At 42.0% G+C, this 25,374-nt stretch carries 21 protein-coding genes and 1 pseudogene; 2 read left to right on the forward strand and 20 right to left on the reverse strand.

The annotated features are described in order from the left end of the window. Positions 1 to 57: 57 nt before the first annotated feature. The 3 genes and pseudogenes from JAO78_RS04365 to JAO78_RS04370 all read right to left on the reverse strand — a co-directional run bounded on the left by JAO78_RS04365 (position 58) and on the right by JAO78_RS04370 (position 3,212). On the reverse strand, positions 58 to 1,404 hold the full coding sequence (locus JAO78_RS04365) for a putative bifunctional diguanylate cyclase/phosphodiesterase (protein ID WP_255654453.1): 1,347 nt from the start codon (positions 1,402 to 1,404) through the stop codon (positions 58 to 60). A gap of 12 nt (positions 1,405 to 1,416) precedes the next feature. Next, positions 1,417 to 1,812: pseudogene (locus tag JAO78_RS16750) on the reverse strand (GAF domain-containing protein); the annotation flags it as partial. Between the two features lie 38 nt (positions 1,813 to 1,850). Beyond that, positions 1,851 to 3,212, reverse strand: a complete 1,362-nt coding sequence (locus JAO78_RS04370; protein ID WP_226750134.1) for an RNA-guided endonuclease InsQ/TnpB family protein — start codon at positions 3,210 to 3,212, stop codon at positions 1,851 to 1,853. Positions 3,213 to 3,244: 32 nt separating this feature from the next. Between JAO78_RS04370 and tnpA the strand changes: the two genes are divergently transcribed. Together tnpA and JAO78_RS04380 are read left to right on the forward strand one after the other, a co-directional pair. Further along, the gene (tnpA, locus tag JAO78_RS16835) at positions 3,245 to 3,649 is read left to right on the forward strand and encodes an IS200/IS605 family transposase (protein WP_226750378.1); all 405 of its coding nucleotides are present in this window, start codon (positions 3,245 to 3,247) and stop codon (positions 3,647 to 3,649) included. A gap of 198 nt (positions 3,650 to 3,847) precedes the next feature. After that, positions 3,848 to 5,731: a propionyl-CoA synthetase gene (locus JAO78_RS04380; protein ID WP_226750135.1), complete on the forward strand. Its 1,884-nt coding sequence runs from the start codon at positions 3,848 to 3,850 to the stop codon at positions 5,729 to 5,731. A gap of 170 nt (positions 5,732 to 5,901) precedes the next feature. Here the strand turns inward: JAO78_RS04380 and JAO78_RS04385 are convergent, their stop codons facing one another. The 17 genes from JAO78_RS04385 to JAO78_RS04465 form a co-directional block, all read right to left on the reverse strand. After that, complete coding sequence (locus JAO78_RS04385) at positions 5,902 to 6,210, reverse strand: DUF6170 family protein (protein WP_226750136.1); 309 nt, start codon at positions 6,208 to 6,210, stop codon at positions 5,902 to 5,904. A 222-nt stretch (positions 6,211 to 6,432) separates the two neighbouring features. Further along, on the reverse strand, positions 6,433 to 8,535 hold the full coding sequence (locus tag JAO78_RS04390; protein WP_226750137.1) for a YjbH domain-containing protein: 2,103 nt from the start codon (positions 8,533 to 8,535) through the stop codon (positions 6,433 to 6,435). After that, positions 8,535 to 9,266, reverse strand: coding sequence for a capsule biosynthesis GfcC family protein (locus JAO78_RS04395; RefSeq protein WP_226750138.1), 732 nt, complete (start codon positions 9,264 to 9,266; stop codon positions 8,535 to 8,537). The genes JAO78_RS04390 and JAO78_RS04395 overlap by 1 nt, the downstream gene beginning before the upstream one ends. Continuing rightward, the gene (locus JAO78_RS04400) at positions 9,263 to 9,967 is read right to left on the reverse strand and encodes a YjbF family lipoprotein (RefSeq protein ID WP_226750139.1); all 705 of its coding nucleotides are present in this window, start codon (positions 9,965 to 9,967) and stop codon (positions 9,263 to 9,265) included. The genes JAO78_RS04395 and JAO78_RS04400 overlap by 4 nt, the downstream gene beginning before the upstream one ends. Before the next feature lie 95 nt (positions 9,968 to 10,062). Continuing rightward, positions 10,063 to 10,479, reverse strand: coding sequence for a hypothetical protein (locus JAO78_RS04405; RefSeq protein WP_226750140.1), 417 nt, complete (start codon positions 10,477 to 10,479; stop codon positions 10,063 to 10,065). 111 nt (positions 10,480 to 10,590) lie between these two features. After that, the gene (locus tag JAO78_RS04410) at positions 10,591 to 12,570 is read right to left on the reverse strand and encodes a polysaccharide biosynthesis protein (RefSeq protein WP_226750141.1); all 1,980 of its coding nucleotides are present in this window, start codon (positions 12,568 to 12,570) and stop codon (positions 10,591 to 10,593) included. Between the two features lie 86 nt (positions 12,571 to 12,656). Beyond that, a complete protein-coding gene (gene galU, locus JAO78_RS04415; RefSeq protein ID WP_226750142.1) occupies positions 12,657 to 13,565 on the reverse strand; it encodes a UTP--glucose-1-phosphate uridylyltransferase GalU in 909 nt (302 codons plus the stop codon). A gap of 67 nt (positions 13,566 to 13,632) precedes the next feature. Beyond that, a complete protein-coding gene (locus JAO78_RS04420; protein WP_226750143.1) occupies positions 13,633 to 14,649 on the reverse strand; it encodes an NAD-dependent epimerase in 1,017 nt (338 codons plus the stop codon). A 4-nt stretch (positions 14,650 to 14,653) separates the two neighbouring features. Continuing rightward, positions 14,654 to 16,012, reverse strand: a complete 1,359-nt coding sequence (locus JAO78_RS04425; protein ID WP_226750144.1) for a UDP-glucose dehydrogenase family protein — start codon at positions 16,010 to 16,012, stop codon at positions 14,654 to 14,656. 42 nt (positions 16,013 to 16,054) lie between these two features. Further along, the gene (locus JAO78_RS04430; RefSeq protein WP_226750145.1) at positions 16,055 to 17,512 is read right to left on the reverse strand and encodes an MBL fold metallo-hydrolase; all 1,458 of its coding nucleotides are present in this window, start codon (positions 17,510 to 17,512) and stop codon (positions 16,055 to 16,057) included. An 18-nt stretch (positions 17,513 to 17,530) separates the two neighbouring features. Continuing rightward, positions 17,531 to 17,917, reverse strand: a complete 387-nt coding sequence (locus JAO78_RS04435; protein WP_226750146.1) for a four helix bundle protein — start codon at positions 17,915 to 17,917, stop codon at positions 17,531 to 17,533. A 171-nt stretch (positions 17,918 to 18,088) separates the two neighbouring features. After that, positions 18,089 to 18,640, reverse strand: a complete 552-nt coding sequence (locus tag JAO78_RS04440) for a sugar transferase (protein WP_226750147.1) — start codon at positions 18,638 to 18,640, stop codon at positions 18,089 to 18,091. 41 nt (positions 18,641 to 18,681) lie between these two features. Beyond that, positions 18,682 to 19,623, reverse strand: coding sequence for a UDP-glucose 4-epimerase family protein (locus JAO78_RS04445; protein ID WP_226750148.1), 942 nt, complete (start codon positions 19,621 to 19,623; stop codon positions 18,682 to 18,684). Continuing rightward, positions 19,613 to 20,785 carry a glycosyltransferase family 4 protein gene (locus JAO78_RS04450; protein WP_226750149.1) on the reverse strand — a complete coding sequence of 391 codons (1,173 nt, stop codon included), beginning with the start codon at positions 20,783 to 20,785 and terminating at the stop codon, positions 19,613 to 19,615. Before JAO78_RS04450 ends, JAO78_RS04445 begins: the two co-directional genes overlap by 11 nt. A 10-nt stretch (positions 20,786 to 20,795) precedes the next feature. Next, a complete protein-coding gene (locus JAO78_RS04455) occupies positions 20,796 to 22,436 on the reverse strand; it encodes a heparinase II/III family protein (RefSeq protein WP_226750150.1) in 1,641 nt (546 codons plus the stop codon). Positions 22,437 to 22,438: 2 nt separating this feature from the next. After that, positions 22,439 to 24,571, reverse strand: coding sequence for a bi-domain-containing oxidoreductase (locus tag JAO78_RS04460; RefSeq protein WP_226750151.1), 2,133 nt, complete (start codon positions 24,569 to 24,571; stop codon positions 22,439 to 22,441). 31 nt (positions 24,572 to 24,602) lie between these two features. Next, positions 24,603 to 25,373: an AglZ/HisF2 family acetamidino modification protein gene (locus tag JAO78_RS04465; RefSeq protein WP_226750152.1), complete on the reverse strand. Its 771-nt coding sequence runs from the start codon at positions 25,371 to 25,373 to the stop codon at positions 24,603 to 24,605. Between the last annotated feature and the right edge of the window lies 1 nt (position 25,374).

Below are 25,374 nucleotides of genomic sequence, written 5' to 3' on the forward strand. Positions count from 1 at the left end.
AGCACTATGAGCCTAATTGACCAATTGAGTTAAAGGCTTTTGTTGATTTTTCGAAAGCTAAATTAACCCTCCACTCGCTTTTACCAAATAATGCTCAAATTCGTTTAGCGGTAATGGTTTAGAAAAATAGTAACCTTGGTAATGATAACATCCCAACTTGTACAAAATTTTTAACTGCTCCACCGTCTCTACCCCTTCAGCCATTACTTCTAATCCTAAGGTTTGGCCTAATAAAATGATCATCTTTGCAATAGCCTGATCATTTTCATCTGTTAGTAAATCGGCAACAAAACTACGGTCAACTTTCAATTGATATAAGGGCAAACGCTTTAAATAGACTAACGAAGAATACCCTGTACCAAAATCATCCAAAGAAAAACGGATCCCCTTGGCTTGCAAAATCTGCATAACACTTACAATATTTTCAAAATCTTCTACCAACACACTTTCTGTGAGTTCTAGCTTCAGCGCCGACGCATCAATAGCAGTGTGTTTTATAATGTCGAGCACTTTATCTGAAAAGTTAGCTTGTTTTAATTGCTTAGCACTAATATTTACCGACAGTTCTAAACGTGCTGTGCTGGGCGTTTGCTGCCAAATTGCCAACTGTTTACAGGCATGAAAAAGCACGTACTCACCCATTTCCACAATCAAGCCGGTTTCTTCAGCAAAACGAATAAACGCATCTGGGCTAAGTAAGCCGCGTTCTGGATGACGCCAGCGTAACAGTACTTCTGCCCCCAACACGACGCCCGGGTGAACTAACTGTGGCTGATAAAACAATTCAAACTGTTCTTCATTTAATGCTTGCTGCAATTCCTGAGCTAAAGTTAACCGCTGGTAAGCTTGATCCTGTAACGTGATATCAAAAAAACTCAGGCCATTACCGCCTGCTTGCTTTACTTGGTAAGTGGCCAGATCGGCCTGTGTAATAAGAACATCCGTATCATGCTGCCCGCCCAAAAACAAAGTGCAACCAATACTGATGGTGTTTTTTTCTCTGAGCGACATTAAATCTTGATTAAAAAGAAGTGCGTGCTGTAAACGCGCTGCTAATTCCGTTACCGCCTGCACTGCTTTATTGCGGTCGGCAGTAAATAATTCGCTTAATACTAAGAATTCATCTGCACTAAAGCGCCCTATGGTGTCTCCCTGCGGTAATACTGCTTGCAGTGCTTGGCCGATAAGTTTGAGTAGTTCATCGCCTTTACTAAAACCTAGGCTATCATTAAGCGTTTTAAAATCATCTACATCAATAAAGAGTAAAGCCACATAAAACAAATTACGATTACTTTGCAATTGGGCTTGATGGATCCGATCTAACATTAACTGCCGATTTGCCAAACCGGTTACTGTATCGTAAAACGCTAAACTTTCCGCTTTTTCCTCAGCCTCTTTTCGCAATAAGGCACCGCCAATATTACCCGCAATCAGACTTAACCCAGCTACTTCTGCCTCAGACCAATCCTGTAATTGTTTCACCATATCAATACCAAACATGCCGATTAAACGTGTATTGCTACGTAACGGGATCATCAAAAGCGATTTGATACCTTGGCTGGCTAACAATTGATATTCATTTGACGTGTGATTTAAAACAGAAATATCTGCAATAATCGTGATCTCACCTTCTTGCCAGCTAGAAAACCAGCTACCAAACTCTGCTGAAGCTAAATTTTGTAAAAATGATTTTTGTGGTGACACACCCAAAGCACACCATTCATGTGTATTACTTGCAGTAACTAAGTCGACACTAAACATAAATACGTAACAACGATCGGCGCCATAAAACGTGCCTATGCGGGCTAAAGCTTTGTGAACTACTCGGCACTAAAGTACCGAGCTTCTGATTACGCAGCAAGCGCAACCGTCTTTTGTTGACGTTTCGACGCCCGCTGCACAACACCTTTTAGATATTGTGTCTGACGCATAGCTCCACGCCCGATATCTGATTTAGGCGATAAAACACCTTTAGCAGATAACTCCGTTCCAGAGTCTAAAAATAAATTAATTGCTCGTTGCTTAATGTTGCTGCTTGCATTCGCATCAGCATTGTCAGTATGTCCACACTGAATACAGACAAACTCAGATTGAGAGCGTCGGTTATCAGGATGCGTGTGGCCGCAATTAGCACACGCCAGACTGGTATGATGAGGTGACACATAGAACACCGCCTTGCCCTCACGAGCGGCTTTGTATTCGTTAAAGGATTGTATTTTATGCCAACCAATGCTCAGTATACTGCGATTGAGTCCAGATTTCTGCCTGACATTTTTACCATGCTTTACTGAAGTGCCTTTAGCACTACGGGTCATATTTTTTGTTTTAAGGTTCTCAAAGACGAATACGGATTTGGTGCTGCTCACTATAGTCCGACTGGCCTTGTGGCAGAAGTCATGACGTATATTGCCTTGCTGCGCTTTCTTTCTAGCGACTCTGTATAACGTCTTTCTTCTGCGGTTCGAGTCCTTTTGCTGACGTGCTATTTTTCGCTGTAGTTGGCGTAAATGACGTTCATGCCCTTTGATTTTCTTTAGCTGTTGCTCAGTATAGTTGATTACCGTATCACCAAATTGAATTGGCCGCACCACACCCCTATCAATACCAATCACTTTACTCTCTAGCTCAGTACGGGTGCATTGCTGTAGGTACTTAAAGTGATCTTCCAACGTGTTATCAACAGTTGCATTGTCTTCGTAGCAGAATGATACAGACCAGTGATTATGATTTCTCTTGATATAGATTGATTTTGGTATGCCAAATTTACGATGAAACTTAACCTTTAGTACACCGATATTGCGGCTTTTGGTGCCTATTTTTAGTTGCCATTGACCATTAATCTGTTCAAGCTCAAATAGTTCGCTGGTCAGATGAACACTGCCTTGGTTACTGCGTTTTTTGTGTTTTGGTCTACCACAAATACCCTTTAGGAACTTCTGATAAGTGTTGTACCAATTTGTTGCGCTGTTACGCAATATTTGGCTAGGGCAGTCGTTTAACCACGGCGAAAGCGATTTTGACTTGTACTGTGAATAAGTCTGATCAACTCTTGGGAAAGTGCCAGTAGTTAGGTATTTCGTTGCATAGGTACGTAAATAATGATCTTCATCGCACTTCGCGTTCCAGATAAATTTCGCACAACCCATCCACTGAGCAAGTGTTTTCGCCTGCTCATTTGTAGGTTTTGCTTGAAATTTAATGCCTGTTATCATAAATCAACTGCACTGTATATATAAACAGTAATATACCATGGCTAACGACCCGCGCAAGTAAATCTAAACAATTAATTCATTTGGTATTTGTGTCGAAATATCGACGGCCTGCACTAACTGGAACGATGCTAAAGCATTGTGAAGCTATTTTTAAAGAGCAATGCAAAAAACAAAATGTTTTTCTCCACGAATTTAATGGCGATAGTGATCATGTCCATATTTTAGTTCAGATCCCGCCAACAATATCATTGTCGTTACTTGTTAAATTATTAAAAGGAAATGCCAGTTTGCAGCTAAGAAAACAGTTCTGGCCAGAAATAAAACGGTATCTTTGGAGCAAACATTTTTGGTCGCCATCTTACTGCGCTGTAAGTTTTGGAGGCGCAAGCATCGATACCATTCGCAAATACATAGAAAATCAAGATCGACCGACTTGACTCGGCACTAAAGTACCGAGATTGCGTCGTTCATTTGTTCAAACACTTTTAAAACGTGTTCGCACAAAATTATCATTGCGCTAGCTAAGCCTCTAAACGTCGTGGCGCATATCAAACGCCTTAGCCATAAGTCTAGTTTTATTTCATTATAAATTCTGTACATTGGTAAGATAACTAAACATCCTTAAGGATACTAACATGTCTTACCTACAAGAATATCAAGCGTCTGTTGCTGATCCCGCGGCATTTTGGGCTCACAAAGCAAGCAAAATCGCTTGGTACAAAGCGCCTACCAAAATTATCAGCCAGCATGATAATGTTTATCACTGGTTTGCCGATGGTGAGCTTAACACCTGTTATTTAGCACTGGATCAGCAAGTGCTTGAAGGCCGTGGTGAACAAACTGCGCTAATTTATGACTCTCCAGTAACTCAAACCAAACAACAATACACTTATAAACAACTCCTCGAAGAAGTAGCAAAATTCGCCGGAGTATTACAAGCACATGGCGTAACCAAAGGTGATCGTGTGGTTATCTATATGCCAATGATCCCGCAAGCGGTGATCGCCATGTTGGCATCGGCAAGGCTAGGTGCCATTCACTCAGTGGTATTTGGTGGTTTTGCACCGCATGAGTTAGCGATCCGAATCGATGATGCTAAACCCAAAGTGGTGATCAGTGCCTCATGTGGCATCGAGATTAATCGTGTTATCAGCTACAAACCTTTACTTGATAGCGCCATTGACAAAGCAGAATTTAAACCCGAGCACTGTATCATTTTTCAGCGCCCGCAAGATCCTGCAACCCTAGTTGCAGGGCGTGATGTGGATTGGCAACAAGCCATGCTTAATGCTACAGCCGTAGACGCCGTGCCGGTGCAAAGTACTGATCCGCTTTACATCCTTTATACCTCGGGCACCACCGGCAAGCCTAAAGGCGTAGTGCGCGATAACGGCGGGCATGCGGTTGCCTTAAAATACAGCATGCAAGCCATTTACGATATTCAAGCCGGCGATGTGTTTTGGGCCGCCTCAGATGTGGGCTGGGTGGTAGGACACTCATACATTGTGTATGGCCCCTTGCTCGCAGGCGCCACCACTATTTTGTATGAAGGTAAACCGGTATTTACCCCCGATGCAGGTGCATTCTGGCGAGTGTGTGCGGAATATAACGTAAAAGCCATTTTTGCTGCGCCCACCGCTTTTCGTGCGATTCGAAAAGAAGATCCCCATGCTGAACTGTTAAAACTGCATAACTTAAGCCAGTTAAAACATGTTTTTATGGCCGGTGAGCGGCTTGATCCCCCCACCTATCAATGGGCTTGCGAAGTATTAGGTAAACCTGTAATTGATCACTGGTGGCAAACTGAAACAGGCTGGGCCATTTGCGCCAATTTAGCCGGTGTGGAATTACTGCCGGCCAAGCCCGGCTCGTCCACCAAACCTGTACCTGGCTACCATGTGCAAATCTTAGATGACGCAGGACAAGCTGTACCCGCCAACACACAAGGCAATATTGCGATTAAGCTGCCACTCCCTCCTGGCTGCTTAGCTACCATCTGGGGCAATCCAGAGCGTTTTAAAGCCGGTTACTTAAGTCATTTCCCCGGCTATTACAGCAGCGGCGATGGTGGCTACCTGGATGAAGACGGCTATCTGTTTGTGATGGGCCGTACGGATGATGTCATCAACGTTGCCGGGCATCGTTTATCAACAGGCGAAATGGAAGAGATTTTAGCCTCGCACCCTGCCGTGGCAGAATGCTGTGTTATCGGTTTACCTGACGAATTAAAAGGTCAGCAGCCCGTGGGTTTCGTGCTACTGAAAAACGGCATCACCGTTGATGAAACAACCTTACAAGCAGAGTTAGTCGCGTTAGTGAGACAAGAAATCGGTGCCGTTGCCAGCTTTAAAAAGGCATTAATCGTGCCACGACTACCCAAAACACGTTCGGGAAAAATTTTACGCAAACTGTTACGGCAAATCGGTGAAGGGCAAAGCTACCAAGTCCCATCCACTATTGACGATCCTGCCAGCTTGCCGGAAATCGCCAACATCATGAAACAACGCGGCATCACCTAACCCTCCCCCCACTCAGACACTGGTCAAACCTCACTCCGGTACTGGTTTGGCCACACTCAGACACTGGTCAGACCGCACTCCGGTACTGGTTTGGCCACACTCAGACACTGGTCAGACCGCACTCCGGTACTGGTTTGATCTTACTCAGAGTCTGTTAGGTTTAATGGCGACTAAGCTTGTTGTTCTGGAAACTGCTGCCGGCGAATTGTGGCAAACTGTGAGCGGCATAAATAAAAAGTGATAGGCCGTGTGATCAACGGATAAACCACCACCAATAACAAAATGTAACCTGGGATGGCTAAACCTTCAGCGCGAGCAATTAAAATAAATAACGTAGAAAGAATAATTAACTTAATAATATTCAACGTTATCTTGGTGGGCGCGGCTAGCCTATCAGCCGCAGTACGAATCACTTCCATTCGCTGTGAAAAATTCAAGCCAGCAAGCTCGGGGATACTCTGACTGTTAAAATAAATCATCTACTACCGCCTTAAACAAAACTACTAATAAACTTTAATACACAGGTTACGTCATAACTGGCTAAACCGACTGGTCGGACCGGTACCGGAGTGTGGTCAGAGGTTTGACTTGTACCGGAGTGTGGTTGTACCAGTGTCTGAGTGTGGTACAACCAGTACCGGAGTGTGGCCATACCAGTGGATTTAACTGGTATGGCCTGTACCGGAGTGCGGTACGACCAGTTAGTCGTAGAAAGGTGAGCGGCTTTCGGTCATGTCGATAAGCTTAATCGGGCGATTAAGCGGCTGACCACCGTCGCGGCCAATGGGTACCCAAGGTAAACGTCCACGACCTTTAGCAGGGCGTAACGAGAACAGGTCAAATGGGATTGAAATGTAGAAGCCTTTAGTGAAACTGCCTTCACCGTACTCTTCGGCGGAAGCATTGGTGATAGCAGCGTATGCACCTACAATCATGCCACTATCAAACCGTTTAGCGAAATCAAAGTTAACCCCTTTGTCTTTTGCCAAAAACTGCCCAATGTTAAAGGTTAAACGCGAATTCGGTAAGAATTCTGGCTGCCAGTATAAGTTCAGATGGCCTGTAACAACGGTGTAATCAAAAAAGCTAAAGTCATCTTCACAAGAACGCTGCTTAACATAGTTAAGATCAAAACCTACCGCAAAATTGCTATCAACCGGGCGATATAAAATTTCAGTACCTACACCACCAAACATCGTTTCTAAATAGCCACCATAGGCCTGAGCAAATATCGATGGTGCAATTTCTTGCTGCCAATGGCCATATAAGTTTTCCACGCCAAACTTACTGCGTGTAACATACTCTCGAACAAAGGTCCTTACTCGAGGTAATGCTGATTCTAAAGCATCAACTTTAAAGTTAAATTGATCAAAGTTCTCAAGCAAGGTTAGTTTGCCTGTCGCACTAACACTAAAATTATTATTAAATCGGTAGCCAGAAGCTAAATACACACCACCTTGGTACATATAAAATTGTTCAGGGTTACCAAAAGACTGCACCCAAAAAGTCTCAGCGCCACTGTAAAAACCTGTTGTATCCGGTACTGTTACTAACGCTAATGCATCAACATCAGGTTGTTGTCTCACATAAGTAGAACGAATGTCGGGTTGTAAAACATCATAATTAGCTGCAGTAATAAACTCGTCTACATTAATTACTTTTTCAACCATCGGCATACTATTACGATATTCAACTACTCGAATAGTTTTCACATTTACAGGTAATTGCGCAATAACCGCTCTGGCAACACGATCCGTTGCTTCTTCATCATCGCGATAACTTATTGAACGGCCATGAACAATAAACTGATCGTCTAGTAACCGAATAGCACTTGGCACAAACCCTGCGTTGTAATACAAATCTCTGACCACATTATTGAAATTCATGCCACTTGGCAGTTTATCTCGCTCAACAGGCACGGGGATTTTTTCTGGTTTAATTTTATACTGCTCTATCGTATGCATATTAAAATTGTAGTGAAAACCAAAACCCAATGTATTGCCACGCTGATAATTAAGATCAAAAGTTAAATTATCTAATTGATACACTGCGCCTATATTCCAGCGACTATCTTGTGGTAACTCACCTGCTCTATCTCTTGAATAATCATTACCTTCATATTCCAGTTTTAACTTTAACGGCTGCCAAGGCGATTGATACTCAACACCGGCAAAAAAGGATGATGGACCACGAAAGAACTTCTCATATTCTATTTTGCCGCCTTGTGCACTGTTACCTGCGTCACGGTTACAAAAACTGTCTTTTATTTCACAGAATGGGTTCTGAATATTACCTGCCGCACCTAAATAACCCCAACCCATACCAAGGTGAAAATCAAAATCGCCTAATCGCTTACTTAAAGTGACAAATTCGCTTTCAAATAGCCCAGTACCACCAAAATCACGTAAGCCTACCGCCACCTCTGGCAAATATTGGCTTTCTTGCCATAAACGAAATTTTACGTCTAAACCTTTGTCTTTAAGTGTTTGATCACCACTAAAACCAGGTGAATCACTATATAGTTGCGTTCTTACATCGGTATAACGAGCAGTCGTTTCTAACCAAGGAAATAACTGAATACTAACCGACCAAAAGCGATACTCTTCATTGTCAGTGTAATTAAATGAAATATTACCTTCATCCGCCATCCTAGCCGTAGGCGTTTGCAGCAACCCTACACCACCATGTATAGCTTGAGAAACATTAGATCTTGGTTGTTGCCAAGTAACAAGGTCTTGTGCCGCAGCTGGCATACATAACAAAGCAAAAATGGAAAGTTTGAAAAGGGGAACTCTTCTTAACATCAGTAGATCCTATTTACTAAGAGTGCTAGCAACTGTTTGTTTAGTTCGGCTAACTCAGAAGAGTACAAACCCGCTGCGAAAGGTACAAAAATAATCGAACCAGGCATAACTTCGATATGTTCTGCATTCCAGTGCTGAACACCTACCTCTATCACTTTGCCATTGGGTTGAATAATATTGATTCTTTGTTTATCAGCAACCTCAGAAAAAGCTGATTTTAATATGTAATTTTTAACCGGTGTTGCCGCTTTATGCGCCATTCTAACACTGGAATTAATCGCACCGACTACTAAAACATAGTCAGGGCGAGTCTCAATATTAAGCTGATAAACCCCACTTTCAAACCTAGGGTTTAACGCTGGGTTGGCTCTAGCCAGATCATAGTCAATAGCAATACTAATTCGCTCAGCAATTTGCCAATTTTGTATATCGGCAGCAAGTGCCATAAAAACTCTTTTAGCGGGGTGATTAGCTGTCTGCTGTAATTGATTCAGTAAGGTTAATACTTGCTGTTTAGGCAACTCATCACTTGGTTGTAACTTATATAAACGGCTGGCAGGCCAATACCACGCTTTATCAAAAGCTATAGGTGAAATAGCATCTGCTAATCGTGGAGCCTGCTCATATTCAAATTTTTGCTGATTAATTGAAATAGTGACTGATGCAGAAACATTATGGATAGATAAAATTAACAACACTACGCTAAAAAATGGCTTAAACATAAACTTCATATTGCGTCTCCGGCAATTTGTGCACCAGACTTGCGCAGCTGCCTAGCAACTTCACTAATAAATACCAATTCAAGAGGCTGCATACCAGGGGCTAATTGCTGATGGCTTTGCAATAACTTGCCGCTAGCTTGATCAAACCAAAATACATTTTGCCAAACACCATCAAAGCGCCAGTAAACTGAAGGATTATCATAGTTTAAAGTTTCAACAACCTTTCTAACTTTAACTTTTTGCCCAAAAAACGTTAAAAACTGATTTTCTGTTACAGTAAAGTTCGATTTCACCACATAACCGTATTCGCCCGCTTCCCAATCAAGCATTCTGCCCCAACTGGTATTAGCAAAAGCGCCTGTTTTAACCGGATCTGCAATGGTATTACTGGTATAAACCAAATCATTTTCTAAACCCGCTGTACGAACAACGCGCCCCTGTTCAGTAACTAAGATAACCTGATTCGCAGATGTCCATTTAAACTGATCTTGCTCAATAAATAATAAACCCATCACAGAACGAGGCTGATCACCTAATTTAGCGTATAGATAATCGGGGTTATCTGAAGTAAGCTCAGAAAAAGACAGCACAGCATCAGGCTTTGGTTTCAGCGCAAGTTCAAACATCTCGACATAGGTTCTGTAGGTTCCTGAGCAAGCTGTTAAAAACACAATGGCACACATTACCAATAGATTTTTATATAAAACCATAGAAGCGGCTGATCCTTAACAAGATTATTCCAAATATATCTATACTATATCTAAAAAAAAACCGCCTCTGAAGGCGGTTTTAGTTATAGCTTTAATTACGCGCTTGTAACAATAGCAGGGTAAGTAATAGTTACTGGCACTGTAATAGTGCTAGTAGCAGTACCTGTACCAGTAACTGTTACAGTTGAAGAATTAGTAGTACAAACACCTGCAACTGGCGCTGCATCACCTTCATTACACACTAAAACGAAAGTTGGAGGTGCAACAGTAGTTGTTCCAGTTGCCGGTGGCGTAACTGGTGGTGCTGTAGGCAACACACCTTCTGCTTGCGCGTTGGAAATAATCGCAGCAGCAACTGCTGCCGTAACACCCACAGCTGCAGCACCAGCTACACCAAAGGCGGTTAGGTTAGCAAAACCTGAACCCGCTGTTGAAGATAGTGTGGCAGACTCTTGAGCATTAGCACCAAAAGCTAAAGTTAAAGCAAATGCTGCAACAGCAAAATTTTTCATATTTCATCCCTCATTTAAATAAACGCATCTATGCGCAAGATTAACTCAATTATTGTAGTTAAGCAACAAACTCGATCTAAGATAACCAGTTAATAGTTTCTGTCCTTAAGCTTAAGCAATTTGTTTATCGGCCTGAGCGATTTTACCCGAGGCAAAGCCTTTAAGTGAAATGTCAGAAACCGATTGTATTTGCTGTTTTAACTCTAACGAACAAGCTGCAGTAACAACCAAATCACTGGTTGCACTGGTGTAATTAAACTCGGTTGGTGCCGCTCGCATTAATGCGATAATATCTTCCACGGCAAAGGCGCTACAGGCTTTGTCTAAACGGCTTAATAAATGCAGCATTTCTTGCCAACTTAACGAAACCTCGTCAGCCGCCATGATCCGCGGGTGATCTGTCTGCCTTACATTATTACCCACCAGTAACTCTTCATACAGTTTTTCACCTGGCCTTAAGCCAGTATAAAGTATTTCAATATCACCAGACGGATGCTGCTCATCACGGACTTCTAACCCCATTAAGTGCAACATACGTACAGCAAGATCGGCTATACGCACCGGCTCGCCCATATCCAGCACAAACACATCACCACCTTTACCCATAGCACCGGCTTGAACCACTAATTGAGCCGCTTCAGGAATGGTCATAAAATAGCGAATAATATCTTTGTGCGTGATCGTAATGGGGCCGCCTTTACGAATTTGCTCACGAAATAACGGTACAACAGAGCCTGATGATCCTAACACATTACCGAAGCGCACCATGCAAAAACGCGTTTTACTCTGGTGTTGTGCTAAACCTTGCAATACTAACTCGGCTAAACGCTTTGATGCCCCCATAACATTAGTAGGGCGCACGGCTTTGTCTGTTGAAATTAACACAAAGGTTTCAACACCCGCTTTAATTGCCGCTTCGGCCGTAAACCAAGTACCAAACACATTGTTGTATACGCCTTCAACCACATTGTATTCAACTAAAGGCACATGTTTGTAGGCAGCTGCATGATATACGGTTTGTACCGCAAAAGTACGCATCACCGTTTCCAAACGCGCTTGCTTCTGCACCGAACCCATCACAGGAACTATTTTAACTTCCAGCCCATCTGCTTCGATGATGAGCTTTAATTCTCTTTCAATGGCATATAATGCATACTCAGATAATTCAAATAACACTAGAGTTACGGGTTCACCGCGTATAATTTGCCGACACAGCTCTGAACCAATTGAGCCGCCCGCTCCGGTTACCATCACAACCTTGCCTTTGATATTAGCGTGCAATAGTTTTTTAACGGGTGCTACAGGATCTCGACCTAGTAAGTCTTCAATCTTCACATCTTGCAACTCGTCAATACGCATACTGCCATCGACTAAGTCGCTCATTCCCGGAATAGATAAAACAGGAATGGGTAAGTCTCCTAGCCTATCTAACACCTCTCGACGTCTGCTTCGGCTAGCAGAAGGCATGGCAAGCAATAATCGTCCTATATTCTTTTGTTTAACCAAATTAGCAATACCATCAGGGCTACTTACCGGGATACCTAAGATAGTAGAACGTTGTAAAGTGGTATCATCATCGACAAACATGACTGGCTGATACTGCTCACCATTTAACAAGGCCTGAGCCAGTTGACGGCCAGATGAGCCCGCACCATAAATCAGCACACGCGTTTTATGGCTATTGTTGTTGGGCTGAAACAACATGCGCGCCCCCAAGCGAATCCCGCCAGACGTAACTAGCGCAACCAAACCATAAACCACGACTAAACTAGTGCGATTGTGCACACCGAGTAAAGCAAATAACCCTGCCAATAATACGGCACTAAACACGATACCAAATAACACAGCGCCTAAAGCGTGTTGGCCAACATAACGAATAACCGCACGATATAAACCAAGACGGGTAAAAACCAATATGGTAATGGGTAACGTAACGACAAAAGCTAGTAAGATTTTCTGTAATTGCAGCGTATCGCCATCTTGCGTCAAGATAAACGCAAATAATACTGAGAAAATAAGAAAAAAGGTATCAATCGCTACCGAGATAATGCGCTTTGCTGACCGCGGCAGCGCAAGTAACCATGCAAGCATTTTAAAAACTCCAAAATACTGATAAAAATATCAGTACTACACTCTGCAAATTGTGAACAAGTATAACACTAAAATGGTGCAAACGTTTAATTCAGCTTGGCTGCGATTAACGTTAACCAGCGTTTAAAGTCTGAGCCTAAGTTTTTATCGCGCAGGCCATATTCTACAAAAGCTTGCATATAACCAAGTTTATTACCACAATCGTGGCTGCGCCCCTTAATATGATAAGCATTAACTGCTTGCGCTTTCATTAAAATAGCAATGGCATCGGTTAACTGAATTTCATCGCCTGCACCTAATGGGGTATATTCTAATGCTTCCCAAATATCAGATGAGAAAACATAACGCCCTACCACAGATAGATTAGAAGGGGCCTCATCTACCGGCGGTTTTTCAACAATCGCTGTCATTGCGATTGACTCACCGGCCACTAACGACTGGCCTTGTACATCCGCTACACCATAACTGGCCACATTTTCCATCGGCACAGGTTCAACCATTACCTGGCTAACGCCCGTGTCACTGAATAAAGCTGCCATATGCGCTAGGTTATCGCGTTTTAAATCGCTGTCGTAGCCATCAATTAATACATCGGGCAATACCACCGCAAAAGGCGCATCACCTACTAAAGGCCGTGCGCAGAGTACCGCATGGCCTAGCCCTTTCGCTTGGCCTTGGCGCACATGCATAATGGTGACGTCTTTCGGGCAAATTTTTTGTACTTCATCTAGCAGCTGGCGCTTAACCCGCTTTTCGAGCATCGATTCCAGTTCAAAACTGATATCAAAATGGTTTTCAATGCTGTTTTTCGAGGAATGCGTAACCAAGATAATTTCTTTAATACCTGCAGCAATACACTCTTGCACCACATACTGAATAAGTGGTTTATCCACTACCGGTAGCATTTCTTTAGGGATAGCTTTAGTTGCAGGCAACATCCGTGTACCAAGGCCGGCAACAGGTATTACAGCTTTACGAACAATACTTTTTTGCATATTTTTTCCATTCTAAAATTGCTAATGCCGATCTTGTAGCTGATGATAAAAACTCAACACTCAACACTCAACACTCAACATTATAATAACCTTTATACCAATCTACAAAACGCTGCATACCCACATCAATTGGCGTGGCCGGTTTAAAGTCGACCGCGGCTTGTAGGTCATCAATATCAGCAAAAGTAGCCGGTACATCACCGTCTTGCATGGATAAAAATTCTTTAATCGCTGTTTTACCGGTAGCTTGCTCTATCGCTTCAATAAAACTCATTAACTTTATCGGTTGGTTATTACCAATATTAAACAGCTTGTAAGGAGCAAAGCTTTCGCTGGCATTAGAACCATCCCAACCAGGCTGCGCTACCGGTGGCTTAGCTTGAATACGCACTATACCTTCAACAATATCGTCAATGTAGGTAAAGTCGCGCATCATCTGGCCATGATTAAACACTTTAATCGGCTCACCAGCTAAAATGGCTTTGGTAAATAAAAACGGCGCCATATCGGGGCGGCCCCAAGGACCATATACCGTAAAAAACCTTAAACCTGTGGTGGGTATGTCATACAAATGACTATAAGTATGCGCCATTAACTCATTGGCTTTTTTGGTTGCCGCATATAAAGACACCGGGTGATCCACCCGATCGGTGGTACTAAACGGCATTTTCGCGTTCATGCCATACACTGAGCTGGATGAGGCATACACTAAATGCTCAACCTTGTTGTGCCGGCAACCTTCTAAAATTGTGAGGGTACCAATTACATTACTGTCGGCGTAAGCCAAAGGGTTTTGCAGCGAATAGCGTACCCCAGCTTGCGCCCCTAAATGAATCACCCGCTGAAAACGCTCTTGTGCAAATAACGCGGCGATACCTTCGCGATTGGCTAAATCAAGTTCCGCAAAACGAAATGCCGCTTTATCAGTTAACTGTGCTAGGCGGTCTTTTTTAAGTTGTACTTCATAATAATCATTCAGATTATCTAAACCGACAACACTGTGCCCTTCAGCCAGCAAACGCTGACAAACATAAAAGCCAATAAAACCGGCAGCACCGGTAACCAGAAAGTGTTGTTTCGCCATAAAATTATAAAACCTGCTTACTAGCCGCTTTTGCGACAGTTTCACCGCGGCCAATCGCATAATAGGTAAAGCCACGCGCTTCTAATCTGCGCGGTTCAAATAAGTTACGGCCATCAAATATCACGGGGTGCTGTAACTGCGCTTTGATGAGGTCAAAATCGGGCGCTCTAAATTGTTGCCATTCAGTACATATAACCAGTGCCGCAGCACCTTTTAAAGCCGCTTCTTTGGTACCCACCAAGGTTAAGTCATCTCTTACGCCATAAATGCGTTGTGTTTCTTCCATCGCTTCTGGGTCGTAAGCTTGCACTTTTGCACCGGCTTGCCACAGCGTTTCCATAAGCACTCGGCTGCTGGCTTCTCGCATATCATCTGTGTTAGGTTTAAAGCTTAACCCCCACAGCGCAATGGTTTTACCTGCAAGCTCATTGCCGAAATGCTGCTGCACTAAAGAAGGTAATTTGTATTTCTGCTTATCGTTAACAGCCTCAACAGCCTGTAAAATTTTTGGTGTATACCCCAGTTGCTCAGATGAACGAATCAGCGCTTGTACGTCTTTGGGGAAGCAGGAGCCACCATAACCGCAGCCAGGGTAAATAAAGTGATAACCAATACGAGGATCAGAACCTATACCCTTACGCACAGCTTCAATATCGGCACCTAACATTTCTGCTAAATTGGCCATTTCATTCATAAAAGAAATTTTGGTCGCTAACATGCAGTTCGCGGCATATTTTGTTAGCTCGGCAGAACGCACATCCATAAAAATCAGCTTGTCATGGTTGCGATTAAACGGCTCATACAATTCACGCATTAAGTCATGCGGGCGATCATCATAAGTCCCCACAATAATGCGATCAGGTCGCATACAATCACTTACTGCAGCACCTTCTTTTAAGAATTCAGGGTTTGATACCACATCAAATTCAAGCACTACATTACGCGCTTTTAATACTTCGGCAATGCGGGCTTTAACACGATCAGCTGTGCCAACAGGTACAGTCGATTTATCGATGATCACTTTTGCCGTTTCCATATGATTAGCAATAGTGGTAGCAACGGCCAGTACATATTGCAAATCTGCAGAGCCGTCTTCATCGGGTGGCGTGCCAACAGCGATAAACTGCACATCACCGTGCTGCACACCGGCAGCAGCGTCTGTCGTAAAGTTTAAATAACCACTGGCAAAATGTTTTTCAACTAACGGCGTTAAGCCAGGTTCATAAATAGGAATAATACCCTGTTTTAAGTTCTCAACACGCAGGGCATTCACATCAACACATAATACTTGATGGCCAACCTCTGCTAGTACGGCAGCTTGCACTAAACCCACATATCCAATACCAAAAACCGTTACTTTCATGTTTTTTCCATAATTAAAAGTTAACTTAAAACTCTATGCTAGCTATTGCGCAATTATCGCTTTAATTCCCTGCAGCTCTAAGGCCTGCTGCAAAGCAAGTTTCGCATTATTATCACCATGCACTATCCTAACCTGCTGCGGAGGGTGACGCATCCCTTTTATAAATTGTATCAGCCCCTTTTTATCAGCATGCGCTGAATAGCCGCTTAATGTGAGCACTTCAGCCTGAATATCAACCCGCTCGCCGTCGATCATAACATAACCACCGCGAGGGCCATATTGCTGTATGGCGGCTCCAAGCGTACCGCGTGCTTGATACCCCACAAACACCACTTGATGGGCTGTATCGGGCAATAACGCTTTTAAATAATTCACGACTCTACCGCCTTCACACATGCCGCTAGCGGCAATCACAATAGCGGGCTTGCGGGTACTGGCAAGCAAGTTAACCGCTGCAAGATGTTCGGCATGGCTATCAATGGTATGCAGTTTCGCAAAACTAAGAGGGTGGCGCCCCGCATGCACTTTTTTACGCGCTTCGGCATTCCAGCAAGGCAGCAGTTGTTGATAGGCAGTCGTAAATTTAGCGGCTAAGGGCGAGTCAATAATAACAGTTAAGTCTTGCCAAGCTAACTGCTGATGAATTTTTTGGCCTTGTAAGCGATGGATAATACATTCTAACTCGTACACCAGCTCTTGCGTTCGGCCAATGCTAAAGGCTGGAAACAGCACCGTGCCATTATCTTGCAGCGAATGTAATAGCACTTGCTCTAAGCGCTTAACACGTAAGCGCCGATCATCATGCAGCTTATCGCCATAGGTACTTTCTATCACCACCACATCGGCGGCATAAGGTGGCTTGGGCGCCACCAGCAAAGGTGAATAAGGTGCCCCTAAATCACCAGAAAACACCGTAATGAACGGCTTAGGCTTTGATCGGTTTGCCTGGTTATTCGCAAGCTCAGCGCCACTAGCCGCAGGGTAATGCTTAATTTCCACATAGGCCGAGCCTAAAATATGCCCGGCTTTTTGTAAGCGAAACTGCCCTGCCGGTTTACCTTGGTAATCAGGCAAGTTTAACCACTGTTTAAATTCGCACGACACCAGTTGCCGACCTATCGCCCTTAAAAAGCCAGCAACCAGCTTTTCATCACGGGTTACGCCCACTTTTAAGGCATCTTCTAACACTAGAGGCAACAAGTGCGCCGAGGCAACCGAGCAATAGATAGGGCCAGTAAACCCAGCTGCTAACAAATAAGGAATACGCCCAACATGATCAATATGCACATGCGTAACAATTAACGCTTGAATATACTGAATGGGGAATTGAATAGAGAGGTTAGATTTATCACTGCCGCTGCCCTGCTCATCGCCCTGAAACAAGCCGCAGTCAATAAGCACAGCATAATCAGAGGCAAACTGATATTCGTGGCAAGAGCCGGTGACGCCATCGACGGCGCCGTGGTGGATAAACGTGGGTGAGGGGGCTAATTTGGTCATCCTTGAGCCTTTTTAGTTTTAAGTGTTTAATTTTGAGTGCTTAATTTTGCTCTGTGATGTTTTAACTATAGCTGTAAGTATCTTAATCAGCTCATCGTTTTGATTAACTAAACTTAGGACTTGAGGTCGGTTTATATCTAGATAACCTGTGCTACAAAGTAACGCTAGCCAATATCGGGACTCTCTCGATTCCTTACTTGCTATACACATTTTTGCGACAAAATCAGCTTTAGATTGACCTGCTTGCGCTTCATTAATATTTGCACCAATTGAAGTACCAGATCTTAGCAGCTGTTTAGAAAGAACATATTCTTTTTTCTGTTTGGTTAAATATTGATAAAGCTTAACCACCCTAACAGCAAAATCAAACGCTTTAGTAAGTACATTATTTGCATCAACTGGCATACCCGCCTCACCAATTCAAAACAAATATTACTTATAGCCGAACAAACAAAAAATTAACAAGCCCAACTTTCAACTAAAAACTCAAAACTAAACACTAAACACTAAACACTAAACACTAAACACTAAACACTAAACACTAAACACTAAACACTAAACACTAAACACTAAACACTATTTAACCCTATCCCCACTCCCTTTACCCGCAACTGTCATAAAAATATATTTAAAATAATCAGCAAGCGTTAGCTTTTGCAACATTTTGGCGTCGGTTTCAGCTAAAAGCTCTGGCGTAGACATATCAATTTCATTCACTTGCGCTAAACCAGTTATACCTGGGCGAGCCCTAAACACACCCATTTTTTCCCTGGCTGCCGTTAACTCTTCTTGGTTAAACAAACCAGGCCGAGGCCCTACTAAACTCATCTCGCCTTTAAATACATTCCACAGTTGGGGCAGCTCATCTAACTTAGTCTTACGTAAAAACCCACCAAAAGGCGTAATAGCACTGGCACTAGCTAAGTGGCTGGCCACACTGGCTGTATCCACTTTCATGGTACGAAATTTTACTAAGGTAAAAGGTTTTTGGTTACGCCCAACACGCACTTGCCGAAAAATTGGTGAGCCTGTATCAAAAAAACCAATAATGGTAAGAATAACCAACACCGGAAAACCAAATACCAAACCAAAAAAAGAAAAAATAATATCTAACAACCGAATTAACATAGAACCTCAAAAATAAAAAACTAAACACTCAAAACTAAGCACTATTCACTCGCTGCGAAGCAGCGCCTAATTCCCTCTTCCACCGAAATCGGCGGCTTCCAGCCTAAAGTGTCTTTTGTATGATTAATATCCACCTGCAAGTTACCGCATAACCTATCAACAATTGCTTGCTTGCCGGTTAACTTACCAGCAAGTTTAAACCAACTCATTGGCACAGGAATTAACCAAGGTTTTTTTCCTACAGCTCGCGTCATCATTTCTAATAACTCAGTGGTTGAAACATCTTGGTCGTCACTGACTAAAAAAGTTTGGTTTGCGGCTTTAGGATGGTCGATGCAGGTAAGAATTAAATCAACGAGATTATCTAAAGCTACCATACTTCGAGAATTATGAATTGCTCCCAAAGGTAATGGTAGATTTTTTTTAGCCATATTTAACATAGCAGCAAAGTTAGCTTTCACACCTACACCATAAACTAGTGGTGGGCGAATGATGACTACTTCCATGCCCGTATCAGCTGCAATTTGCCTTAGTCCAATTTCTGCTTCAGCTTTGGAAATGCCATAAGGGTCTGATGCATCTATCTGGTCAAAAGCAGTAAAAGGCTTCCCGTGCAGAGTCCCTTCGCCATTAACTTTAATACTGCTAATAAAAATAAAACGTTTTACTCCAGCTGCAGCTGCCTGCCTAGCTAGATTTAACGAACCTTCAGCATTAATTGCTCGATATGCTTCTAACGGGTCAGTTTCAGTATCTGACATGACATGCACTCTGGCAGCGGCGTGTAAAACAACATCAACTTTTTCCAGATATGCTGAATAATCAAATAAGGAGCAAATTTCCGCTTTGTAAAATTTAGCGTTAGAAACCTGGGGATCTTTTCTAGATAAAAGTCTAAGTTCTTTAACTGATAATGCCGACACTACGGCCTTACCGACAAAACCAGTCGCACCAGTCAATAGAACAGTTTTATCAAGCTTCATTTTTAACCACACTAACTATATCTTCAGCCATTTCAGCCATAATTTTTTCACGTGAAAATTTTTCAATAAAATCTAATCTGGGTTGCACACCTAATTTCAATTCCTTGAAAGACCGAAATGCAGCTTCATCATCGCCAGGATAAAATACCGAAGAGTTAGTTACTTCTTTTGCAAGAAATTGGGCCGCATAACCAGATACACCAGCCCAAACTGGTTTGCCCAATGCAGCGTATTCAAAAATTTTTGAAGGAAGTACTTTTCGAAATGCCGGATAATCATTTAAATGTAAAAACAATACATCAGCATTTTGGTATTCGCGGATTAATTCATTGCGACTTACCGGCGGCAATAAGTCAACGTTAGTTAATTCATTCAACCTTTGCTGAAGTGCCAGCTTACGCCCACCATCACCAATAATCCTGAACTTGGCTTTACCCTCCAATCGCTTTGCTAAAGCCGGTATTATAGTATGAAGCCCTTGCCCTTCCCCCATATTACCCGCATAAAGCACTGTGAGTTGTTCTGAAGCGGTAGCAACGTCTGACGTAATTGGCGCAGCATCAAGAAACTCTTGATCAATGCCATTTGTAAACCATCTAAACTCAGCCTTTGGATAACGGCTAGCAAAGTATTCTTTAAACCCCTTTGAAACCAAATTAATGCGCTTAGCTTTACCAAAAGTATAAGATTCAACAAAAGAAAAAACAGGCTTAGCAAGCCAGGTTATTTTGTTGGATAACACGTCTTTAATTGTATCAACAAAAATATCTCTGATATCAAGATACAAAGGTAATTTCTTTGATGAGGCTATCCTAGCGCCTAAAAATGCAGTAAATAGGCGTGAAGAAGTTGCATATATCAGGTCGTAATCTTTACTTTTTGCTATTTTTATCGCTTGTCTGTAAAACGAAGTAAATGCCTTAATTTGATCCAGCATGCCGCTTTTATGCGAGGGTAAAGCAATACGATGGATCTCAACACCATCTTTTACTTGATGCTGAGGTGCTTGAGCTGAAAAAGAAGCGTAGCGGTTTGGCAGTGTAGTTATTACCTCTAATTCAATTCCGGGCTGTTTTTTTAATTGTTCAATCAAAGCCGTGCATCGAAAGGAACCTGCACATAAGTCTGGTTCAAAATAAAAAGATAATACTAAAACTTTCAAAATGAATTTCCTAGAGAATAGAAATGGTCATATTTAGTTCACTGGAACTAAATTTGGTAACGACTTTAGATGAATGAGTTGTTTCACCAAACCCTGGGTGCCAAGTTGAAGGTAATACTTTTAAAGGCGAACTGCTTTTGAAAAGTAACTCCTTACCACTTACAAGAAAGAGCTGTAATTCATAATCAGATAATTGTTTAACCTTAATATCTGGGTGTAAATGCCAATGGGCAATAGCATTAATAAATTTACCCTGCAATTTATCTGAGATAGCAATATTATTGCTGTCTACCCGAATCTCGCGAATATGAGTAACCTTGCCTTTAAGTCTTAAGTACCCATCATGGGATGCCATAATAGTAACTTTATCGTTTTGAACATCAGCGTTTAAAAGTTTTGCATATGCACGTCGAGCAACACGAAAACCACTCCACACTTCTGATGAGTCGTCATTGTCAACAACAACTGTATTATGCGCAGCTGTCTGACGCTGCCTTAACCTTTCTTGGCTAAGCCCATAGATTGAAGTACCAGAGTTAACTAAAACCCGCTCCAGCCCAACAGACCATTCCACACTCAAAGTGTCAGCATGAGCATGACCAGGTAAGTAATCAGGTCCTACAGAAGCATGATCAAACAGTAAAATGTGTTCAGGCATCGATACTCGACTATAGCCAGATACAGGTAAGGTTATTAACGTTGATAAAGGTTGAGTATCAAAGTCAAGATTTAGACTTGTCGCATAAGCAAATAGCTGTGCAGGTGCTGCTGCAATCCCCATGGTACTGTCATTGAAAAAACTAACTTCGCCATCAGGATGACACATTACTCTCAGCCAATATAATGCTTTTTCGGCGACGCGCCGCCAAAGAGGTAATACTAGCAATAACTCTTTGTTATTTGTTATTACTGCTAAATTAATTAGATCAAGCAGATCCCAAAGAAGAATACAGTGGTACATTGGCGTAAGTTCAAAATGTCCACCATCTTCTGTAAATTGCTCAGGGATTTCACGTTCTAGTATTTTTAAACCAACTTGAAGATATTCAGCCGCCAAAGAGCTTTGCAAAAAACAACCAACAAAAACAAGGGCTTTAGCATTAGCAAATAAATGGTTTCCTAGGATATGATACTCAAGCTGTTTCAAAAGCGCTTTTGCTTGAACATTTATACTATCAACAACTTCAGGATCATTTATTTCTGCTCTGTTGTACCATTTTATCAAGTTAACAATTCGTAATGATAAAGGATAAGGTTCCCAACCATTGCCACTAACGGCAGGGTTTTCTTTTATCCAACGTTTTACAAACTCATACTGAATAGGTAAACGTTCCAAACTATTTTTTGCATTTAAATCATCAAAATAGTGCAAATTATAAAGCCAAAGTTTTTCATACTTAGGATTATTCCAATCGTTGACTGTATTAACATTTCCGCTTAAGTTAAGAAAACATACTTTGTGAGCACTCAGCAAAGAAGGTTGTAAAACTTCAGGACCACTCCATATCCAATTAGTAGCATGGCAAACTAAGGATTTATACGACAGCTTTCGAAGCGGGAAGAATTTGTAACGAATTCTGTATGTTATTTGCTCTAAGCGAAGCGGCTTTACCGTATGGTAAAGCCGCTGAAGTTTAGTGAAAAGCCGCATATTTAACTTGATTGCATCCTTAGTTGTTCTGCTATCTCAATTGAAATCTTAGCAATTTCAAAAACTTCATCTGCAGGAATCGGACAAGGTTTGCCCTCTTTAATCGCAGTTAAAAATGCCTTACAACAAGATACTTGGCCTTTATCTTGTCGCCATAAATTCATTTTTGAAAACCCTGGCCAACCAAAACCTTTTAATTTAATAAAATTATCTAGTTGTAAAACACGACCAGCTGTAAATACCTCAACCCGCTCTTTAGGAAAACTTGAAGAACCATTTGCATAGTAATGAATAGTACCAAAAGAGCCATCTTCAAAACCGAGAATAATTGCAGCTTTATCTTCTGTTACTGCTTGATGTGAATTATCGCCCATACGACGAGCTTGAACAGATACAATTTTAAACCCCACCAGGTAACGCATTAAATCAATAAAGTGACAAGCCTCACCAATTATTCGGCCACCACCAACTGCAATATCTTGAGTCCAATGATCTTCTGGGATGGAACCTGCGTTCATCGTCATAATAAATGATTTAGGCTCTTTTACTGCACTTAATAAAGCCTTCATTTTTTTTACTTGAGGAGAAAAACGGCGGTTGAACCCCAACATGAGCAACTGCTTACCTTTAGTTTGATGATATGCAGCTTCTACTTTTTCCAGTTCATCTTTGTTTATAGCCAGCGGCTTTTCTACAAATACATGTTTGCCATTTTTTAAAGCTTGCTCTGTGAAATAGGCATGGCTGTTATGTTGTGTGACAATAACCGCAGTATTAATTTGAGGGTTTTCAAGTAATGCCTGCGTATCAGTAGATGCGTTGGCAAAACCCGCTTTTTCACCATGAATAACACTATTTATGCCACCTGATGTGCTAATGGTATGTAATTGCGCACCAGCTTCTTTAAAGGCAGGTATTAATACCCGGGAGGCATAGTTTCCAGCACCAACGAAACCCAGGGTCGGTTTATCGCCAGTAAACGTAGTTTGTTTTAAGCTTATTGTGTTTATATGCCGCTCAATGAACTTGCTTGGATAATCTAATAAAATGCCTAATGCGCTTTTATCTTCAGTTAACGTTGCGTATGCGTCGGCAGCATTTTCAAATATAAAACGATGTGTAATTAAAGCTTCAACGTTGAGAGAGCCAGATGACATCATATCCAGTATTGCTTCAAAGTTACGTTGCTCAGTCCAACGTACAAAAGGTAGTGGATAATCTAAGCCTTTTTGTTCATAGTCAGGCTCATAACGGCCAGGACCATAAGAACAAGAAACCTGAAAGCTAAGTTCTTTCTCGTAAAAGTCAGACCTATTTAATTCTAGCCCAGTAACACCAACCAAAATGATTCGTCCACGTTTACGGCTCATTCTGGCTGCTTGTGTTACAGGGTCATTAGATTTTGTTGATGCCGTAATAATAACAGCGTCAACACCATTCCCTCGGCTAAATGAAACACCCGCTGCTACAGGATCTTCACCAATGCTAGGATTACAAATTTCCGCACCAAATTGTTTGGCAAGTTCAAGTTTACGTTGGTCAAAATCTATAGCCAGTACCCGACAACCCTGGGCGCGTAACAACTGTACTGTTAATAAACCAATTAAACCAACACCTGTGACTACTACAGACTCGCCTAAGGTCGGCTCAGCCAACCTGATACCTTGTAAACCAATACTCGCAACAACCGTGAAAGCAGCAGCTTCATCACTAACATTGTCAGGTATCTTTGCACATAAGTTTTTAGGCACCCGCGCAACATCCGCATGAGGCCCATTAGAAAGCACACGGTCACCAGGCTTAAACTGCTCTGCGCCTTTACCAACGGCTTCTACAACACCCACATTGCAGTAACCTAAAGGAAGTGGCTGCCCTAGCTTAGAACGTACAGCGTCAATAGTTGTTAGCAAACCATCAGTCTGTACCTTCTCCAGCACCATTTTTACTTTTTCGGGTTGCTGACGAGCTTTATCAATCAAAGAAGCTTTACCAAAATCAACAAGCATACGCTCAGTACCGGCTGAAATGAGGCTGCAAGTAGTATTGATCAAAAGATTCCCAGCAGATATTGATGGTGATGGTGCCTTTACAACAGTTGTAGCACCTTTAGCGAGGTCTTGAAGAATTTGCTTCATTGTTAAGCCTATGATCGTATATAAAAAATAGTTATGGTAAGAGACTGTTCAGCAACTTTTTGTCTTCAACAGAGGGATAATTTATTAATACAGCTCTATAAGTACCTTTAAATACAAAAAGACTACCCGCAGCTACACCAATAATTCTGTGTTCATCAATAACAGATTTAATATCATTTAAAGAACCCGCCCCACCCAGAACAGTAAGAGGAATATCAATAGCATCCCTCACCAGCCTAATAAGTTTATGATCATAACCTGACATTTTGCCGTCGTTATCAATAGAATTGATAACAATTTCACCGGCACCTCGCGCTTGAGCCATCTTGGCTAGCTCAACAATATCACCTTTGACCTTTTTGCTGCCATTTAGAATGTAACAATCATAACCACCAAAAAGGGTCTTTTTAACATCTAAAACAACTACAACACTTTGTTTGCCAATTGCGTTAGAAATTTTTGTAATTAACTCGGGATCCTGTAACACAGAGGAACTTAGAGCGACCTTTTCAACACCTAAGTTGCTGATCTTAACAGCCTGTTCTAGGGTTTTAATTCCGCCTCCATAGCAAAAAGGCATCCGGCACTCTGTAGCAAGGTTAGCTATCATTTTGTAATCAGGCTCTCTATTATCTCGAGAGGCATCAATATCCAATACGACTAGTTCATCAACTAATTTTTCATTGAAAATTTTTACAGCATTAATAGGATCGCCAACATACTTAGGATCTTTAAAGTTAACGGTTTTGACTAAACCTTTATTCTTAACCAGCAAGCAGGGGATAATTCGTGATCGAAGCATA

This window comes from Alishewanella maricola (assembly GCF_016343785.1).
In the GTDB taxonomy this organism is placed as follows: Bacteria; Pseudomonadota; Gammaproteobacteria; order Enterobacterales; family Alteromonadaceae; genus Alishewanella; species Alishewanella maricola.

What these genes read in the sequence shown, in the direction of transcription:
- JAO78_RS04370 (WP_226750134.1), bottom strand. Translation starts at nt 3,212, where the DNA reads ATGATAACAGGCATTAAATTTCAAGCAAAACCTACAAATGAGCAGGCG.
- JAO78_RS04380 (WP_226750135.1), top strand. Translation starts at nt 3,848, where the DNA reads ATGTCTTACCTACAAGAATATCAAGCGTCTGTTGCTGATCCCGCGGCA.
- JAO78_RS04385 (WP_226750136.1), bottom strand. Translation starts at nt 6,210, where the DNA reads ATGATTTATTTTAACAGTCAGAGTATCCCCGAGCTTGCTGGCTTGAAT.
- JAO78_RS04390 (WP_226750137.1), bottom strand. Translation starts at nt 8,535, where the DNA reads ATGTTAAGAAGAGTTCCCCTTTTCAAACTTTCCATTTTTGCTTTGTTA.
- JAO78_RS04395 (WP_226750138.1), bottom strand. Translation starts at nt 9,266, where the DNA reads ATGAAGTTTATGTTTAAGCCATTTTTTAGCGTAGTGTTGTTAATTTTA.
- JAO78_RS04400 (WP_226750139.1), bottom strand. Translation starts at nt 9,967, where the DNA reads ATGGTTTTATATAAAAATCTATTGGTAATGTGTGCCATTGTGTTTTTA.
- JAO78_RS04405 (WP_226750140.1), bottom strand. Translation starts at nt 10,479, where the DNA reads ATGAAAAATTTTGCTGTTGCAGCATTTGCTTTAACTTTAGCTTTTGGT.
- JAO78_RS04410 (WP_226750141.1), bottom strand. Translation starts at nt 12,570, where the DNA reads ATGCTTGCATGGTTACTTGCGCTGCCGCGGTCAGCAAAGCGCATTATC.
- galU (WP_226750142.1), bottom strand. Translation starts at nt 13,565, where the DNA reads ATGCAAAAAAGTATTGTTCGTAAAGCTGTAATACCTGTTGCCGGCCTT.
- JAO78_RS04420 (WP_226750143.1), bottom strand. Translation starts at nt 14,649, where the DNA reads ATGGCGAAACAACACTTTCTGGTTACCGGTGCTGCCGGTTTTATTGGC.
- JAO78_RS04425 (WP_226750144.1), bottom strand. Translation starts at nt 16,012, where the DNA reads ATGAAAGTAACGGTTTTTGGTATTGGATATGTGGGTTTAGTGCAAGCT.
- JAO78_RS04430 (WP_226750145.1), bottom strand. Translation starts at nt 17,512, where the DNA reads ATGACCAAATTAGCCCCCTCACCCACGTTTATCCACCACGGCGCCGTC.
- JAO78_RS04435 (WP_226750146.1), bottom strand. Translation starts at nt 17,917, where the DNA reads ATGCCAGTTGATGCAAATAATGTACTTACTAAAGCGTTTGATTTTGCT.
- JAO78_RS04440 (WP_226750147.1), bottom strand. Translation starts at nt 18,640, where the DNA reads ATGTTAATTCGGTTGTTAGATATTATTTTTTCTTTTTTTGGTTTGGTA.
- JAO78_RS04445 (WP_226750148.1), bottom strand. Translation starts at nt 19,623, where the DNA reads ATGAAGCTTGATAAAACTGTTCTATTGACTGGTGCGACTGGTTTTGTC.
- JAO78_RS04455 (WP_226750150.1), bottom strand. Translation starts at nt 22,436, where the DNA reads ATGCGGCTTTTCACTAAACTTCAGCGGCTTTACCATACGGTAAAGCCG.
- JAO78_RS04460 (WP_226750151.1), bottom strand. Translation starts at nt 24,571, where the DNA reads ATGAAGCAAATTCTTCAAGACCTCGCTAAAGGTGCTACAACTGTTGTA.
- JAO78_RS04465 (WP_226750152.1), bottom strand. Translation starts at nt 25,373, where the DNA reads ATGCTTCGATCACGAATTATCCCCTGCTTGCTGGTTAAGAATAAAGGT.